13 protein-coding genes are annotated in these 15,965 nt (G+C 69.1%); 5 read left to right on the forward strand and 8 right to left on the reverse strand.

Annotated features, from left to right (window positions below; all coding sequences use genetic code 11):
• Position 1 precedes the first annotated feature (1 nt).
• Positions 2-1,204 (reverse strand): sensor histidine kinase, encoded by a 1,203-nt coding sequence (locus V3W46_RS09620; RefSeq protein WP_331782887.1) that lies wholly within the window; start codon positions 1,202-1,204, stop codon positions 2-4.
• Between the two features lie 398 nt (positions 1,205-1,602).
• On the opposite strand from V3W46_RS09620, the gene V3W46_RS09625 reads away from it, so the two are divergent.
• Positions 1,603-2,154 (forward strand): hypothetical protein, encoded by a 552-nt coding sequence (locus V3W46_RS09625; protein ID WP_331782888.1) that lies wholly within the window; start codon positions 1,603-1,605, stop codon positions 2,152-2,154.
• Between the two features lie 27 nt (positions 2,155-2,181).
• On the opposite strand, the gene V3W46_RS09630 is transcribed toward V3W46_RS09625, so the two are convergent.
• From V3W46_RS09630 to V3W46_RS09645, 4 genes are all read right to left on the reverse strand, one after another.
• The gene (locus V3W46_RS09630) at positions 2,182-3,558 is read right to left on the reverse strand and encodes an FAD-binding oxidoreductase (RefSeq protein ID WP_331782889.1); all 1,377 of its coding nucleotides are present in this window, start codon (positions 3,556-3,558) and stop codon (positions 2,182-2,184) included.
• 97 nt (positions 3,559-3,655) lie between these two features.
• Entirely contained in the window at positions 3,656-4,279 is a 624-nt protein-coding gene (locus V3W46_RS09635) for a response regulator (RefSeq protein WP_331782890.1), read from the reverse strand.
• A gap of 35 nt (positions 4,280-4,314) precedes the next feature.
• Entirely contained in the window at positions 4,315-4,845 is a 531-nt protein-coding gene (locus V3W46_RS09640) for a phosphatase PAP2 family protein (RefSeq protein WP_331782891.1), read from the reverse strand.
• Entirely contained in the window at positions 4,842-5,744 is a 903-nt protein-coding gene (locus tag V3W46_RS09645) for a decaprenyl-phosphate phosphoribosyltransferase (RefSeq protein ID WP_331782892.1), read from the reverse strand. The genes V3W46_RS09640 and V3W46_RS09645 overlap by 4 nt, the downstream gene beginning before the upstream one ends.
• A 122-nt stretch (positions 5,745-5,866) precedes the next feature.
• Here V3W46_RS09645 and V3W46_RS09650 point away from each other — a divergent pair, with 122 nt between their 5' ends.
• The 4 genes from V3W46_RS09650 (at position 5,867) to V3W46_RS09665 (ending at position 9,788) form a co-directional block, all read left to right on the forward strand.
• Complete coding sequence (locus tag V3W46_RS09650) at positions 5,867-6,298, forward strand: GtrA family protein (RefSeq protein WP_331782893.1); 432 nt, start codon at positions 5,867-5,869, stop codon at positions 6,296-6,298.
• 106 nt (positions 6,299-6,404) lie between these two features.
• Complete coding sequence (locus V3W46_RS09655) at positions 6,405-7,742, forward strand: FAD-binding oxidoreductase (RefSeq protein WP_331782894.1); 1,338 nt, start codon at positions 6,405-6,407, stop codon at positions 7,740-7,742.
• Positions 7,743-8,603, forward strand: a complete 861-nt coding sequence (locus V3W46_RS09660; RefSeq protein ID WP_331782895.1) for an SDR family NAD(P)-dependent oxidoreductase — start codon at positions 7,743-7,745, stop codon at positions 8,601-8,603. It begins immediately after the preceding gene.
• A gap of 240 nt (positions 8,604-8,843) precedes the next feature.
• Positions 8,844-9,788 carry a DUF559 domain-containing protein gene (locus V3W46_RS09665; RefSeq protein ID WP_331782896.1) on the forward strand — a complete coding sequence of 315 codons (945 nt, stop codon included), beginning with the start codon at positions 8,844-8,846 and terminating at the stop codon, positions 9,786-9,788.
• A 73-nt stretch (positions 9,789-9,861) separates the two neighbouring features.
• Here V3W46_RS09665 and V3W46_RS09670 read toward each other — a convergent pair whose 3' ends face one another.
• Genes V3W46_RS09670 through V3W46_RS09680 form a run of 3 tightly spaced genes read right to left on the reverse strand, consistent with a single transcriptional unit; the run spans position 9,862 to position 15,901 of the window.
• Entirely contained in the window at positions 9,862-11,865 is a 2,004-nt protein-coding gene (locus tag V3W46_RS09670) for a glycosyltransferase (RefSeq protein ID WP_331782897.1), read from the reverse strand.
• Positions 11,862-13,604, reverse strand: coding sequence for an ArnT family glycosyltransferase (locus V3W46_RS09675; RefSeq protein ID WP_331782898.1), 1,743 nt, complete (start codon positions 13,602-13,604; stop codon positions 11,862-11,864). The genes V3W46_RS09670 and V3W46_RS09675 overlap by 4 nt, the downstream gene beginning before the upstream one ends.
• Before the next feature lie 2 nt (positions 13,605-13,606).
• On the reverse strand, positions 13,607-15,901 hold the full coding sequence (locus V3W46_RS09680) for a hypothetical protein (RefSeq protein WP_331782899.1): 2,295 nt from the start codon (positions 15,899-15,901) through the stop codon (positions 13,607-13,609).
• Between the last annotated feature and the right edge of the window lie 64 nt (positions 15,902-15,965).

Raw genomic sequence — 15,965 nt, forward strand, 5'->3', positions numbered from 1 at the left:
GTCACGCGGTCAGGCCGTACTCGGCCCGGGGGATCGACATCAGAACGGCGGTTCCGGCACCCGGGGTCGACCAGACCTTGACCGTGCCGCCGAGCGACTCGATGCGCTGGTGCACCGAGACACGCAGGCCCATGCGCTGTTCGTCGACCAGCTTCGGGTCGAAGCCGCAGCCGGCATCGGAGACGACCACGTTGATCGAGTCGACGCCGGCGACCACCGCGAGTTCGGCGACGTCGATCTCGGCGTGCTTGCTGACGTTGACGAGAGCCTGGTCGATGGCTTTGACGACCTCGGCGATGGAACCGGGCTCGAGTTCGGCCAGGATGCCCGGGTCGCCGCTGATCGTGACGCGCAGCCCGCGGGCGCGAGCCGACTGCACGACGGGGGCGAGGCCCGAGGTGACGATGGCCCGGCCGCTGGCGCGCACCTTCAGCATGGCCTCGTCGACGAGCAGGCCGGGGTGGGCGAGGGCGGCGATGTCTCTGACCAGGAACGCGCGGTGGGCTTCGGTCAGCGAGCCGGGGGCGGTGAGGGTCAGTGCGTGCAGGTCGTTCAGAACGGTGTCGTGAAGGGCGGCTGACGCGCGAGACGCGATGCGGGAGCGTTCGATCATGCGTTCTTCTGCTTCGGCCGCCGCCTGCATGGTGGCTGCCCCTCGGGTGGACTGACGCCGGCCGAACCAGAGGGCAGCCAGCAGGAGGATGAGGCCGAGGCAGGTGGCGATGGCAGGAAAGTCGAGCGCGAACGGAATGCCGACCATCCGTGCGGCGACCTGTACGGCGAGGGAGGCGAGCACGAAGCCGCCGAGACAGCGGGCGATCGCCGAGCGGAGGGTGCGGCCGGCGACGCCGATGACGGTGAGGGCGATCTTGGGCAGGGAGAAGATGAGCGCGTCGGAGGTCCAGTTGAGGGTGACGTCGCCGCCGATCTCGTAGGTGAAGACGAACAGCCCGGCAGCCGCGACGATCATGAGGGTCGCGACGGCGAGGCGGTTGGTGAGCAGCAGTGTTCCGGCGACGGAGACCCCGGTGATGGCGAGGCCGGCCAGGGCGATGGCGATCTCGGCCTGGGGTATGACGATCTTGAACGCGACCACCAACACGAACGTGACGGCGAGAAACACGCTGCTCACCCAGACGGCCGCCTTCCCGAGGGCTCGACTGGTGACGACCCCCTCGACGTCGGTAGGTAGAACGAGAGACATGTAACCCTTCGGTGCTTTCGCCGTTACCCCCGAATAGGGCAGAAGTCACTGCGATCAGTTTAGGCGTGTCGTGCAGTGCGCGGCTATTTTTCGTGCGAGTGCTCGCGGGGGCCCCGCGGCGGGGCGAGGGCCCGAGGTGGGGCGAGGGCCCGAGGTGGGCGCGTTCGCGTCGTCAGACGTGTGATTCGGAGCGGCGGCGGCAGCGGTTTGGAGGCACGGGTGCCAGCCACGGGCGGCACGTGTGCCAGCCACGAGCGCTGCCACCCTCTGCCTTGCGACATGGTTGCGCGTCGAGACGACATAAGCCGCTCATTTCGAGCGCCGCATTCGGCGGGTGAGTTTTCATCGGTGAACGGGTTGGGATCACCCTGGCCCTGCTTTCACTCGATGGAGGAACCATGTCTGAAGAACTCGAAAAATCTGAGCGTCGACCGGGCGTCGAACGACGCACCCTGGTCAAGGGCGCGGCGTGGTCGCTGCCCGTCATCGCCGTCGCCGTGGGCACCCCGCTGGCCAGCGCGAGCCAGCCCTTCGACCTCGTGCCGGCGTTCTCTTCGTCATTGTCTCTGTCGGTCAAGGTGCTCACCGTCACTCTCGCCGAGGTGAACCTGTTCGGTTCGCTGACGATCACGAACAACGGCACAGCGGCGAGTCCCGCCAACGCCACCGTGCTGCTGACCTACAACTCGGCCCTCGTTCAGCTGACGATCTCGGGCGTCGGCGTGACGGTGGCCGGCACCGCGGGCAACCGCCTGCTGACGCTCCCCTCGATTCCGGCCGGGGGAACCCTGACGATCGATCTCAGCCCGAGCCTGCTGTCGTCGGGCATCCTGGCCCTCGGCGTGGGCGCGCACGCGTCGACCATCACGGCCGTCGTCACGGCCGCGGGCGACACGGTCAACAACACGGCCACGGGCAGCATCGGCATCACGGTTCTGCGGCTCAGCTAGGCCGGTGCCCGGGCCCCGCCCAGGCCCCTAGGCGGCCGCCGGCCCGTACGGCAGCACGTGGGCGGGGTCGAACTCGGCCCGCAGTGCGGCGAGGCGGGCGAACGTCTCGGGCGGCCAGGCCGCGGTGAACTGCGCCTGGTCGCGGAACGCCGAGGTCGCGAAGTTGATGTTCGTCTCTGGCGAGAGCCACGGGGTGAGAGCGGCGACGAGCGCGGCGTTGGCGGCGTCGATGGCGGGCGCCAGCGCCGGGCCTATCACCACGGCGACGGAGGCCATGGCGAGCGTGGCCGAGCGACCGCCCGCAGCCGACCCCTCGGGCACGTCGACCGCCACGGCCGAACCCAGGTGCCGCAGCTCGACGGCGACGAGAGGAATCGGTGCGCCGCCGCCCGCACCGGGGCCGATCTGCTCGAGCAGAGCATCCACGAAGGTCGAGTCGATGTGACCGAACAGCGCGCCCGTGGTCGCGGCGGGGGCCGGGTCGGGCGGGTCGTTGTGGATGCTCGGCACCTCGATCGGCCTCATCGGCCGCACTGAGTCGACCAGCGCCGGGGCCAGTGCGCGCAACGGGGCGAGCAGGGCCGCGCCCTCGTCGGCGTTGCCGGGGTAGGCGAAGCGCAGAGCGATCACGTTCTTGCCGCTGAGGAACGGCGGCAGCTCGGGCAGCGGCGGCAAGCGCATGACGGCGACGCTCGTCGAGACGTGGTCGTGGGCTGTGAGGGTGAAATCGGCCCAGCCGCGCAGCACCTGCTCGATGTGCTCTTCGGCGAAGATGATGTTGCCGGCGAACAGCTCGGGCAGGGCGACGAGCCGCACGGTGGCCCGTGTGACGATGCCGAGCCCGCCCTTGCCGCCGCGCAACGCCCAGAACAGCTCGGGATGCGACGACCGGTCGACCTCGACGACAGCGCCGGCGGGGGTCACCAGGGTGAACGCGACGCAGTAGTCCGAGCTCATGCCGTGGCTGCGGGCCAGCGGGCCGAGGCCTCCCCCGAGCAGGTAGCCCACCGCGCCGACGGTGGCTGCGGCGCCCGTAATGGCGGCGAGGTCGTGCTCGTCTGCGGCGGCGACGATCTCGCTCCACGGGGTGCCGGCGCCGAACGTGGCCGTCGACGCCTCGGGGTCGACGGTCACCCCCCTGAGGTGCCTGGTGCTCACGATGATTCCGTCGGTGATCGCGAACTCGTCGCCGTGCCCGGTGGCCAGCACTCGCACGGGCAGGCCGGCGGCCGCGGCGAAGGTCAGAGTGGCGGCCACGTCGTCGGCGCTGGTCGCGGCGACGACTGCCTCGGGAGTGTGCACCCAGCGCAGGTTGTAGCTGCGCACCTCGTCGGCGAAACCGGCGTCATCGGGCGTCAGCAGTGCGGTGCCGATGCTCTGGTGCAGGGGGGCGAAATCGGTCATCGTGACTCCAAGTCAGAGCGCTCCAGTGCGAACACGACAGAAGGTAGCACGCACGGCCGAGCCGGCGGAAGAACCCGGAGGGGGCACGCGTCGGCCGTCAGGTCAGGTAGCCGTCTTCGGCGGCCCGGCGAATGAGGCTCTCCCGGTCATCCGCCGGCCGGCCCTCGCGCCGGTAGCGCGCCCTGAACCGGTCGAGCGCACGACGCACGTCAGCGGGCTTCGCCGAGAGCTGCAGGGCCACCTCGACGGGCGAGTTGCCGTCGGCGTAGAGGTTGAGCATCTCGAGTTCGGTCGGCGTGAAGCGGTCGTCGTCGAACGACGACAGGATGCCCGCGGGGGCGTCGGCACCGCCGGCCGCCGCGCGTGCCGCCCCGATGACCTCGGCCGCGGGCCGCGACTTGGCGACGAACGCCGCCGCGCCGGCCGACAGGATGCGCTGCACGGTGTCATCGTCGTCGAGCGCGCTCATGACGACGACCGTGCATCCGGCGGCCCGGCAGAGACCGAGGCGCGCCTCGATCGAGATCGGCTCGGCGAGCTGGTAGTCCATGATGACGACGTCGGGCGGAAACGCCGGGTCGTGGATGAGCCTGGCCCAGGAGTCGGCCGAGATCACCAGGTCGAGGTCGGGGGCGTTGCTGACGACCCAGGTGCCGAGACCGTCGAGAACGAGGTGGTGGTCGTCGACGATCGCGAGGGAGATGCGGGGCTCTGCGTTCATGGTCGGCTTCAGTATATTGACGGCGTGCGGCCGCGTCAGCCGTGCAGCAGCAGGATGGTCGGCACGCCGACGACCAGGCCGATCAGGTACCCGGCCAGCACATCGGTGACGAAGTGCATGCCGAGAAGAACCCGGCTCGCGCCCATCGCGAGCGCGACGATCACGGCCAGCCACCACAGCTGCGGAACGAACGCGGTGTACACGATGCAGGCCGCCATCGTCGACGAGGCGTGCGAGCTCGGAAAGCTGAGCTTGCTCGGCGCTGTGGCGAACACCCTCACGGCGCTGGGCGCCCCGGCTCCGGGCCGCGGCCGGCGCACGACGCGCTTGATCACGATCGACAGCCCGTGCGCCACGACCACGGCGAGCACGCTGAGGAGCCAGGCGCCGGCGTGCGGCCAGTCGATGCCGGCGCCGAGCAGGCCGAGCAGGATCCAGCCGGCCGCGTGCTCGCCGAAGAAGCTGAGCGCCCGGCCCGCCGGAACCAGGGCGGCGGCGAGGCGGGTGCGCTGCACCGCGACGATGAAAGAGGTCTCCGTTGCCCGCAGGCGGCTCCCGGCGGTCACAGCGACGTCGGGATGACCCAGCCGTACTGCCGGGCGAGAACGCTCAGCAGGAACAGCGCGGCCCAGATGGCGCCGCAGACCAGCAGCCGGACATCCTTCAGCACCACGTCTTCTGGTGCGCCCGCCTCACCGCGCTCGATGTCGAACGCGTAGAGCAGCAGGGCGGTGCCGAACGGAAAGACCGAGGCGATCGAGCCCACGGAGGTTCCGCCGTTGATGTCGAAGGCCCAGAGGGCGTAACTGAGCATGGTGAGGGTGGCGGCGACGGTCCAGACGAAGCGCAGGTAACCGAGTGAGTACTGGTTCAGCGTCTTACGGGTGTGCGACTCCTCTTTGCCGACGCTCTCGACCTTCTCTGAGTAACGTTTGCCGGCCACCATGAACAGCGAACCCGACGAGACCACCAGCAGGAACCACTGCGTCACCGGAACCCCGACGATCGCGGCGCCGGCCAGCGCGCGTAGCACGAAACCGCTGGCCACGATGACGATGTCGATCACGGGCTGGTGCTTCAGCCAGATGCAGTACGAGATCTGGATGACCACATAGGCGCCCAGCACGGCCGCGAATGTGTAGAACCCGAGCAGCACCGACACCCCGGGCGGCACCACGAGCAGCACGATCGCCGTGGGCCAGGCGATCGAGATCGGGAACTCACCCGACGGAATCGGCCGGAACCGCTTCTTCGGGTGCAGCCGGTCGCTCTTGATGTCGAGCAGGTCGTTCACGATGTAGCCGCCCGACGACGTGAGCGAGAACGCCACGATGCCGAAGATCACCTCGAAGGGAACGCCGGGCTGCAGCAGAACCCCGGCGGCCAGCGGTGCGAGCACGAGCAGCGCGTTCTTCGCCCACTGCTTGGGTCTGAGCGCGCGGATGAACGGTGGTGCAGTCGCCATGAAACGGTCTCCCCGACTCGTGTTTCCCCTGAACATGGAACCGGTTCGGCTCACGGCGGGATGCGAGCCGTTATGACAAACTGGAGGTTCACAGCCAATCGTAGTTGTGTGGAAGGCGGCACGTGAAGACCAGCGCCCTGTACGTGCTCTTCGCCGCCATCTCGACCGCCGCGAACCTCGGCTCGCAGTTTCTCGTCGAGATCGCCGGCACCGCGCTGGGCATCGCCAGCTCGGTCTCTCTGGTCGCCTCTGTGATCGTCGGCACCGGCGTGGGCGTCGTCGCCAAGTACATCCTCGACAAGCGCTTCATCTTCAGGTACGAGGTGAAGAGCATGAAGCACCAGGCCCGAACGCTCGGCCTATACACGATCATGAGCGGCATCACGACCCTGATCTTCTGGGGCTTCGAGTTCGGCGCCTACTTCGCCTTCGGCACCGCGGCCGCGAAGTACACCGGTGCGATAATCGGCTTGGGCATCGGGTACGTCATCAAGTACTTCCTCGACAAGAACATCACGTTTCGAGAAGACAAGAGCGGGGTCAATTCACTGTGAGCGGGGTTTCGATACGCGCTGCGCGCTACTCAACCAGCGGAACGGGTGCGCGGTACTCAACCCGCGGAACGGGTGCGCGCTACTCAACCAGCGGGACGGGTGCGCGGTGAGCGCTGCGAGCCGTCAGAAGGTGTCGTCGTGGGGGCGGCTGAGCGACGCCGAACACGACGTCGTCGCCATCACGTCGGCGGCTGCCGCGCCAGAGATCCTGACGCGCACGGCACCGGGCATCACGCGCGGCATGGAGCGCAGCTACGGCGACGTTGCGTTGAACCCCGGCGGAACACTGTGGGACACCAGGGGCCTCAACCGCTTTCTGGCGTTCGACGCCGAGACGGGCATCCTGACCTGCGAACCGGGCGTGCTGCTGCGCGACATTCAGGCGACGTTCTCGCGGCAGGGGTGGATGCTCGCGGTGACGCCCGGCACCTCGGTCGTCACCGTGGCGGGCGCCGTCGCGAACGACGTGCACGGCAAGAACCACTCCACTCGCGGCACCTTCGCCGACCACGTCGTATCGATCACGCTGGTGCGCACCGACGGCAGCCAGATCGTGTGCGGGCCGACCGAGAACCGCGAATGGTTCGTGGCCACCTGCGGCGGACTCGGGCTGACCGGGCTGATCGTCGAGGTCTCGCTGCGGCTGAAACGCGTGCCGGGGCCGTGGCTGCTGGCCGAGAACATCGCGTACCAGTCGCTGCCCGAGTTCTTCTCGATCTCTGACGACTCCGAGGCCGAGTTCGAGCACGTCGTGTCGTGGATCGACATCACCACCGACGGCGGGCGGCGCGGCATCCTGTCGCGGGCGAACGTGACACCGTCGCCGCACCGGCCGCTGCCGCGAGACGCCACGGTGCTGGGCGGGGTGCGCGGCGGGCCGACGTTTCCGGTCGTGCCGCCGTTCTCGCTCGTGAACAAGGCGACCCTACCGGCACTCAATCGTGCCTACTACCGCATGCAGCACCTGTCGCTCGGGTCGTCGGTGGTGCACTACAAGCCGTTCTTCTATCCGCTCGACGCCATTCAAGACTGGAACAAGGCCTACGGCCCGCGCGGCTTCTTCCAGCACCAGTGCGTGCTGCCGCGCCCGGTGGGGGTCGAGGCCGTCGCCGAGATGCTGGGGCACGTGCGGGCGTCGGGGCAGGGGTCGTTCCTCGGGGTGCTCAAGACGATGGGCGACCGCGAGCCGATCGGTATGCTCAGTTACCCGCGGCCCGGGGTGAATCTGACCATCGACTTTCCGAACCTGGGCGAATCGACGCTGGCGCTGCTGGCGCGGCTCGACTCGGTGGTGTCGCAGGCGGGCGGGCGGCTGTACCTGGCCAAAGACGCGCGGATGCCCGTGCCGCTGTTTCAGGCGGGATACCCGCGCTGGCAGGAGTTCATGCAGTACAAAGACCCGGGCATGAGCTCGGAGATGTCGCGACGATTGTTGGGGAGCTAGATGTCTACTTCGGGTAAATCGGGGGCCGGTTCGCGGGCCGGTGCCGGTGGTCGGTCTGGTGCTGGTGCTCGTGCCGGCGCTTCGGGTTCGCGGGGCAACTCCGGGGTGTGGCCGACCGACGTGGTGGTGGTCGGCGCGACGAGCGCGATCGCCGAGCAGTGCACTCGGCTGTGGCTGGAGGGTGGGGCATCCACTGCCCTGCTGATCGGGCGGTCGGAGGAGGGCCTGGCGCGCATCGCGGCCGACCTCGGGGTGCGGTTTCCGGCTGCGGTGGTGACGACATCGGTCGTCGACCTGGTGTCGGCGTCGTCGATCTCGGCCACCGTCGAAGGGTTTGCGGGCGCCGGCTCGGCAGGGGCGGCCGCCGGCGCCGGGCTGACCGTTCTGGTCGCGCACGGTGCGATGACCGAGCAGGAGGTGTCGCAGGCTTCGCTCACGGCGGCGGCTGACGTTCTGACGGTGACCGGGGTGTCGCCCTCGCTCTGGATCGAGGCCTGCGCCGACACGATGACGGCCGGCACGATCGCGGTGCTCGGATCGGTCGCGGGCGACCGCGGGCGGCGCAAGAACTACATCTACGGTGCGGCAAAGGCCCTCATCGAGGCGATGACCGAGGGGCTGCAGCATCGCCTCGTCGGGTCGCCGCTGCGAGTGGTTCTGGTGAAGCCCGGCCCGACGGCGACGCCGATGACGGCCGCGCTGCCGCAAAAGGGCCTGGCGCCGGTGGCGGCGGTGGCCGGCGAGATCGTGGCAGGCGTCAACGCCGGGCGGCCCGTCGTCTATGCGCCGCTGAAGTGGAAGCTCATCATGGCGGTGGTGCGCACCATCCCCGCCCCCCTCTTCAACAAACTCGACTTCTGACCCCTCCCCCCCTCCCCTCCCCTCCCCCCTCCCCCTCCCCCCGCCCCCAAGCGGATGGATCACAAAAACCGTCCCAAGGCCCTCCGCTTCGGACGCTTATTGTGATCCACACTGACGGGGGTGGGGGCGGGGACGAGGCGAGGGGGCGGGGACGAGGCGAGGGGGGCGGGGACGAGGCGGGGGCTGAGGGGGGTGTGGATAAGTCTGGGGGCGGTGCGGCGCGTGCAGCAGGATGGGCGGATGCCACGACGCGTCCCCATCCCTATCGACCTCGGCCACGCGCCGTTCCACGTGCGCGCGGCGCAGGATGCCGGCCTGAGCGAGAAGCGACTCCGGTCGCACGACCTCGCGAGACCGTTCAGCGGCGTACGCAGCCTGACGAGCGCCGACGCGACGGTGGTCGACAGGTGCCGCGCGTTCATGCCACGCATTCGCGACGGAGAGTTCTTCAGCCACCTCACGGCAGCGGCGCTCTGGGACTGTCCGCTGCCCGGCAGGTACGCACCCACGGCCAAGGTACACGTCGCGATTCCCGCCCCGAACGGCGAGAGCCGTGCCCGCGGTGTCGTCGGCCACAAGATCAAGTACCCGAAGGTCGAAGTGTGGCGGCGTCATGGTCTTCCGGTCAGCGATCCGGCGACCACGTTCATCCACTGTGCGACGCTGCTCGGGCTCGACGACCTTGTAGCCGTCGGCGATCACCTCATCCTCTCGCCGCGCAGACAAGCACTGGGCGAACGGCGCCCGCACACATCTGCCGCGCACCTCTTCTCCCGCGTGAGCGCGTACCAGGGGCCGGGAAAGCGCCGAGCGACAGAGGCCCTGGCATTGATGCGGCAGGGGGCCGAGTCTCGCCCCGAAACCCTGCTGAGGCTTCTGATTCGACGAGCGGGGATGCCCGAACCACAGCTGAACGTCGACATCTGCGACCACAACGGCATCTGGATCGCCCGCGTCGACATGCTGTACCCGCAGGCGCGCCTGGTCGTGGAGTACGACGGCGAGCAACACCGCACCGACGACGTGGTCTACGAGAACGATGCCCGGCGTCACGCCCGCATCCGACGAGCCGGCTTCACCGAGCTGACCGTTCGAAAGCACGGGCTCTTCCGTGCCCCCGAGGAGTTTCTCGCCGACCTCGCCGACGCGCTCGCGGCGGCGGATGGATCACGAAAAGCGTCTTGACGCGAGGAGTTTGGGACGGTTTTTGTGATCCATGGGGTGGGGGCGGGCGGCGGGGCGGGCGGGGGGCGGGGGGTCAGGCCGGGGAGTTGCCCTCGAAGGCGGAGTCTTCGTACTCCTCGGTGAGGCCGTGCGGGGTCTTCTCCCAGTGGTGGGGGCTGAAGACGATCTGCCAGGCGGCGCGCCAGGCCGAGATCGAGTGCAGAATCCAGTAGGCGGGGTTCAGCAGCGCGAACATCGCCACCCGCCAGTTGTACCGGTTCCACGCGGCGATACCTGAGATCAGAATGATCATGCCGTTGGAGAAGAGCATGTTCACCGTTCCGCCGACGATCAGCCAGTCGGGCAGATTCAGCCCGATGAACTGCACCCCGATGTAGGTGAACACCGTGAAACCCAGCACGAGCGGGTAGAGCATGAACGCGATGGGGGTGCCGAGAATCAGCGCCACGAGCGACAGGGCGCCCAGGATGCCGTTGACTTTGAACCAGCGAATGGGATGCCTCGTGTTGACGGCCCCCGTCATGATGTAGCCTTTGATCCACCGTGTGCGCTGCCGGATCCACGCGCCCACCTCGGCACAGGCCTCCTCGGCGGTCGACGCCTTCACCACGCCGACGCGGTATCCGTGCGCGGCCACCCGCAGCCCGAGGTCGGCGTCTTCGGTGACGTTGTAGGGATCCCACGCGCCGAGCTGCCGCAGCACCTTGGTGTCGAAGTGGTTCGAGGTGCCGCCGAGCGGAATCGGCAGGTGCGACTGGTCGAGGCCGGGCAGCATCGAGTCGAACCATGCCGCGTACTCCACCGCGAACAGCCGGGTGAGCACGTTGTAGTCGGCGTTGAAGTAGATCAGCGCGCCCTGCAGGCAGACGAGCTTCTTCTGCTCGGGGTCGACATAGGTGCGCTCGAACTCGTCCTGCCTGAAGGCGGCGACGGTGTCGCGCAGCTGCGACGGGTTCGGGCGGTCTTCGGCGTCGTAGATGACGACGAACTCGCCCCGGGCGAAGGAGAGCCCGTAGTTGCAGGCGCGGGGTTTGGTCTGCGGCCCGCCGGGCGGCACGATGACCATGCGCACGTATTCGGGCGGCCGCATGGTGCGCACTGCGGCGATGGTGTCTTCGTCGTCTGCTTCGAGCAGCACCATGACCTCGAGCTTGGCCTTCGGGTAGTCGATGGCGCCGAGGTTCATCAGCAGCTTCGAGATGATGTTCGCCTCTTTGTAGGCGGGCACCAGAATCGTGTAGACGGGCAGCTCGTTGTCGGGAATGCGCGACGGCAGGGGCTTGAGCCCGCGCCGCACCCGCTCGAGCGCCACCTCGTCAGACCAGCGCTCTTTGTCGCGGTTGTTGAACGGCGCCCTGAACCCGGCCACTACCTTGAAGACGATGTTCATGGCGAAGAGGATGTTCGCTGCCGTCAGCACCACGATCAGCGTCGTCGTGAGGCTCAGCACGCAGCCCAGGATGACCAGCAGCACGAACACGCCCGGCACGATGAGCTGCCAGCGCCGCAGCCCCGACTTCGCCGACTCGTCGCTCGAATGCGTGGCGAGGGCGTCGGACGCCCCGAAGAGCAGCTGCGTTCGGCACGCCGCCTCGACGGCCTGGTTGAGATCCCAGTCGGTGGTGGTGCGCACCGTTATGTCGCTGACGCCCAGTTGCTCACGGGCCGACTCGATCAGCTCGAGTGTCGGCGGAACGGTGGTGGCGATGATCGCCCCCGACCCCGACCGCTTCCACGGCACCCAGCCCGCCTCGACGAGGTCTTCGGGGGGTACGACGGAGAGGAGCCCGGCCTCGGGCGGTTCCGCCAGGAGGTCGACGAGCGGCGCGTTCCACTGGGTCGCCAGGGCGTCGTACATCTCACGACGCGTCACCGCGCCCGAGAGGATGAGGTGCCGCCCGATGAGGCCGCCCTCGCGCTGCTGCAGGGCCAGAGCATCCGCGAGTTCGCTCTCGTCGATCAGGCCGGCGTCGATGAGGATCTCGCCGATGCGCCCCGGCCCGCGCTCGCCAGAGCCGTGGCGGCCGGTCGCGCCCGCCAGCCCGGGGGCGCCAGCACGTGAGGTGGTCTCGGTCAACTGTCTATCCGCTCGTAGATTCGGTACGAGCCCTGGTCGAAGACGACCCGGTACGACGCGCCGAATGACGGGTCTTTCTTGATGGAGTCGTAGACCAGGTCGGCGACACCCGTCTCAGAGAGCTCGGGGGCGTCGGCGGTCGACACGAAGACCCACTTGGCGTGAGTGGCGGGGTTGGCGATGGCCTGGGTGAACAGCTCGCCCGTGGATCGGTTGTAGTAGTCGACGAGCGGAATGCCGATCTCGGGCAGCAGGGCGCTGCCGGCGGCCGACTCGTCCATCAGCACGTCGCCGCCGTCGTAGTTGTCGCGCAGGTACGCCGCCGCCGCGGTCGCCCCGCTGGCGGCCTTCAGCTGCACGTAGCCGTCGGCCTCGGCGATCACCGACGAGCGCGTGGGGTCGGCGGCCCACCAGGAGGTCTGCAGAATGAGCGCCAGGCCGAGAACGGCGAGGGCGGGCATCCAGAACCGCTGTCTTCTGACCGAGTCGACGAAGACCGCGGCGAGCACGGCCAGCCACGGGATGACCGCGAGGGTGTATCTGCTGTTCCACCAGTTCTGGGGCAGCGAGTGGTCGTTGTTCATGTGCGTCTGGCCGAGAAAGAGGCTGAGCAGCGAGAAGGCGTAGGCGACGCCCATGATCCACACGACGAGGGCCTCGTTCGACAGGCCCCGGGTGTAGGCGAGAACGACGGCGCCGGCGAGGCCGAGCAGCACAGTGAGCAGGCCGGCGGTCTCGAGCACCGACCAGTTGTAGGTGTAGAGCGTGAGCCCGGCGTTGTGCGTGTAGGCGAGGAGGCCGGCGTCGGCGGTCGCCTTCTGGAGGTTCGACGCCGAGTACTGGCCGTTCGCGAACTCGAGCGGGTTGCCGTACACGGTGTAGTTGTAGACCAGCCACCACGCGATGGCCACACCGGGCAGCGCGGCGAAGGCCAGCCCCATCTTCACGCAGTACCGCCACAGCCGCTTCTTGCGCCACGACACCCACATGACGAGCAGCGTGCCCGCGAAAACGAGCACCCAGCCTTCATAGCGCGAGAGCGTGGCACCGGCGGCGGGCAGCCCGCAGAACACCATCATCTCGCCGGCCTGCAAATTGCGCTTGCTGGTCACCCAGTGCGCCAGGCCCGCGAAACAGCCCATCATGCAGACGATGAGCACCGGCTCGGTGAGTGCCGTCGTGTACATGTACAGGATGCTCGGGTTGGCGATGATCAGCAGAACACCGATGATGCGTGCCGCCCGGCCGAGGCCGATGCGGGCGGCGATGCGGTAGACGCCGGTGGCGGTGCCCATCAGGCAGATGAGGCCGAGCAGTCCGGCCGCGAGTCCGGTGTGCCAGAGCCACAGGTTCGTGACGAACGGAACGAGCACGAGGCTCGGCACCGGCAGCCACACGGTGCCGAGCTGGGTGAAGCCCGGCGCCATGCTGTCGAACAGGCGCCGCGAGATGGTGAGGTGGCTCTGAGCGTCGGCATAGGCGATGTTGAGGCCCGAGGAGGTGGTGATCGCGACCGCGACGACGCCCACGGCGAGGGCGGCGAAGGCGACCACCATCGTGCCCGGAACACGGCGGCCGGCGGTCGGTGCCCCGAGCGACTCCCAGCGGGCGATGAGCCAGGCGGCGAAGAGCGTGTGCTCGGTAGCCGGTGCCGCGGGCCTCGGCAGGCGCAGCTCGGAGCCCGCCGAGGGGTCAGACCACTCCTCTGCGGGCGTCTCGGGCTTCGTCAGTGAGGGCACGGCTACTTCTGGTCAGTGCTCGCGGGCGAATCGGGAGCGCCGGGTGCGGCCCGGTCGGCATGGTCGGCCTGGTCGGTGGCGGCGCCCTCGGCGACCAGCTGGGCATCCACGTACTTCTTCAGCTTCGACCGGCGGCGGCGGCGCACGATCTCGCCGATGACCCCAGCCAGAATCAGCACGATGGCGACGACGGCGATCCACACGGCGTAGCCGCGGTAGTCGTCGGTGACGGCGGTCTGTGGAACGATCGCGTTGCTCGAGATGAGCACCGGGTCGGCCTGGTTCGGCTGCGCCACGAGAATGTCGCCCGAAAGACCGAACCAGCCGTTCGGATTGCTCGTGGTGTAGCTCGCGGCCTGCACCTGCAGCGCGTCGACGTCGGCGGTCGCGGCACTCGGTGACCAGCCGCCGAGCATCAGCACGTTGCGGCCGCCGGTCTGAAAGGCCTGCAGCGCGGCGTAGGGCTCGGTGGTTCCGACGCCGAACGAGACGGCGTTCGAGTCGATCGCCTTGAAGCCGTCGAGTCGCAGCGGCGACTGCAGCGCATTCGAGTCGTCAGACGTGGCGCCGACGAACAGGCCCGACTGCGACGAGCCGATGAAGTCGCCCGGTGTCACCACCGTGACGGCGAGTTGGATGCTCGAGTTGCGCTGCACCGAGGCGACGATGCTGCCCGCACTCGACACCGCGGCGTCGGTCGACGCGCCGGTGTCGAACGCGACCGGCAGCACCCCGCCGAGCACCTGCGGGAAGCGCTCGAAGCCGGGATCGATGGTCTGGCCGCGAACCGCCGCCACGGTCGAGGCCTTCGCGTCGACGAACAGCTGGATCGGAATGAGGCTGGCCGGCCCCGAGCAGTTGCCGGTGACAGGCACCGCGCTGAGCTGGATCGACAGGCCGTTCGCCGACGTGAGCAGAGTGCCGTCGACCGGCAGCGTCATGTCGATCGGGGTGTCGTGGCCGAGCACCTGCGAACCGATGAGGAAGTTGTTCCAGTACACGTTCGCCGTGGCGATCACCGAATCGGGGATGTCGGAGTGCATGCCGACGAGGTGCACCGAGGCCGAGCTGATCGGGCCGCCGAATGACGCCTGCGGAACGTTCGTGAACGACGACGACTGGCCGTAGCCCGAGAGCGAGATCTGGCTCGGCGACCCGAAGTACTGCAGGTTCTGGGTGAGCGCCGGCGTGGCGCTGCCGGTCTGGCTGAGGCCGGTGGTGTCGGCCGAGTTCGCCAGGGCCAGGTAGGCCGAGCCGAGAGCCGCCCCGGCTTCGGCGAGCGCCGCATCGGGGCCGGTGATGGTGAGGGTCGGAACATCGGTGGCGCCGTCGGTCGAGAGCGCGGTGGTGGCGGCGTTCGAGCCGTCGGTCGCGGCCTGCAGCACGATGATGCGGCCACGAGACGGGGTGACGGCCGCGCGGCTGCCGGCGTCGCCCGCGGTCGAGAGCGTGATGTCGACGCTCGAGGGCAGCGCGTGGGCCAGCGCGGCGACGGTTGCCAGGCCCGCCTGTTCGAGGCCGCCCGAGGGGGCATCCGGAATCTCGACGGCGACAGCGGTGAGGCTCGGCGACAGGAAATCGGCCACGGTGGCGGGCGGCGTCGCGTCGCCGCCGTAACTCAGCACGAGGTCTGCGAGCGAGACGCTGGCACTCGACGGCACCGTGCAGACCGCGCTGTCGAGGGCTGAGGCGGTGGTGTAGGTGAGGCCGATGGTGAGCACGTCGTCGACCACATCGGATGCCGTGAGGGGCAGCGTCAGCGTGCCGGGCACCGTGGGGTCGAGGGTCTGCAGGGTGACGCCGTTCACGGTGGCGATGAGCGACCCGGCCGTCGCGGCGGCCGAGGATGTCGACGACCCGCCCGACGCGGGGGTGGCCGGGGTGACGGGGGTGATCGTTCCGGTGATGCTCGTGGGGGTGAGGCCGGCCGGGACGTTCAGGTTCACGAAGACGGCGCTGCCGTCGGCGGGAACGGTGGTGGTGGTGGGAAACGAGAGGGTGCCGGGCGCGTCAGCCGCGATACCGGAGAAGTCGGGAGCGCCGCCGAGGGTGCGCACGGAGTCTGACGCGCCGGTGGTCGCGGCGGTCGTCGCCGCGGCGGTCGCCGTGGTCGCGGCGGTCGCTGCCGAGGCCGTGGTCGCGGCCGAAGCCGAGGTCGCTGCGGCGAGCGGTGCGAGCGCCAGCAGCAGGGCCGCGCCGGTGAGCGACGCGAAGCGCAGGCCGCGACGCGGCGCGCGCTCGGAGTCACCCGGCGATGGTGCGGCGGTGCGGCGGGGTGAATTCGAGAAGACGCTCATTGACCATCCGAAGAGTTAGGTACCTGGCAACAGATTCCTGGCTGACACGGTTCAGTGCTGCGGG

Origin of the sequence: Subtercola sp. YIM 133946 (assembly GCF_036553535.1) — a bacterium.
In the GTDB taxonomy this organism is placed as follows: domain Bacteria; phylum Actinomycetota; class Actinomycetes; order Actinomycetales; family Microbacteriaceae; genus Subtercola.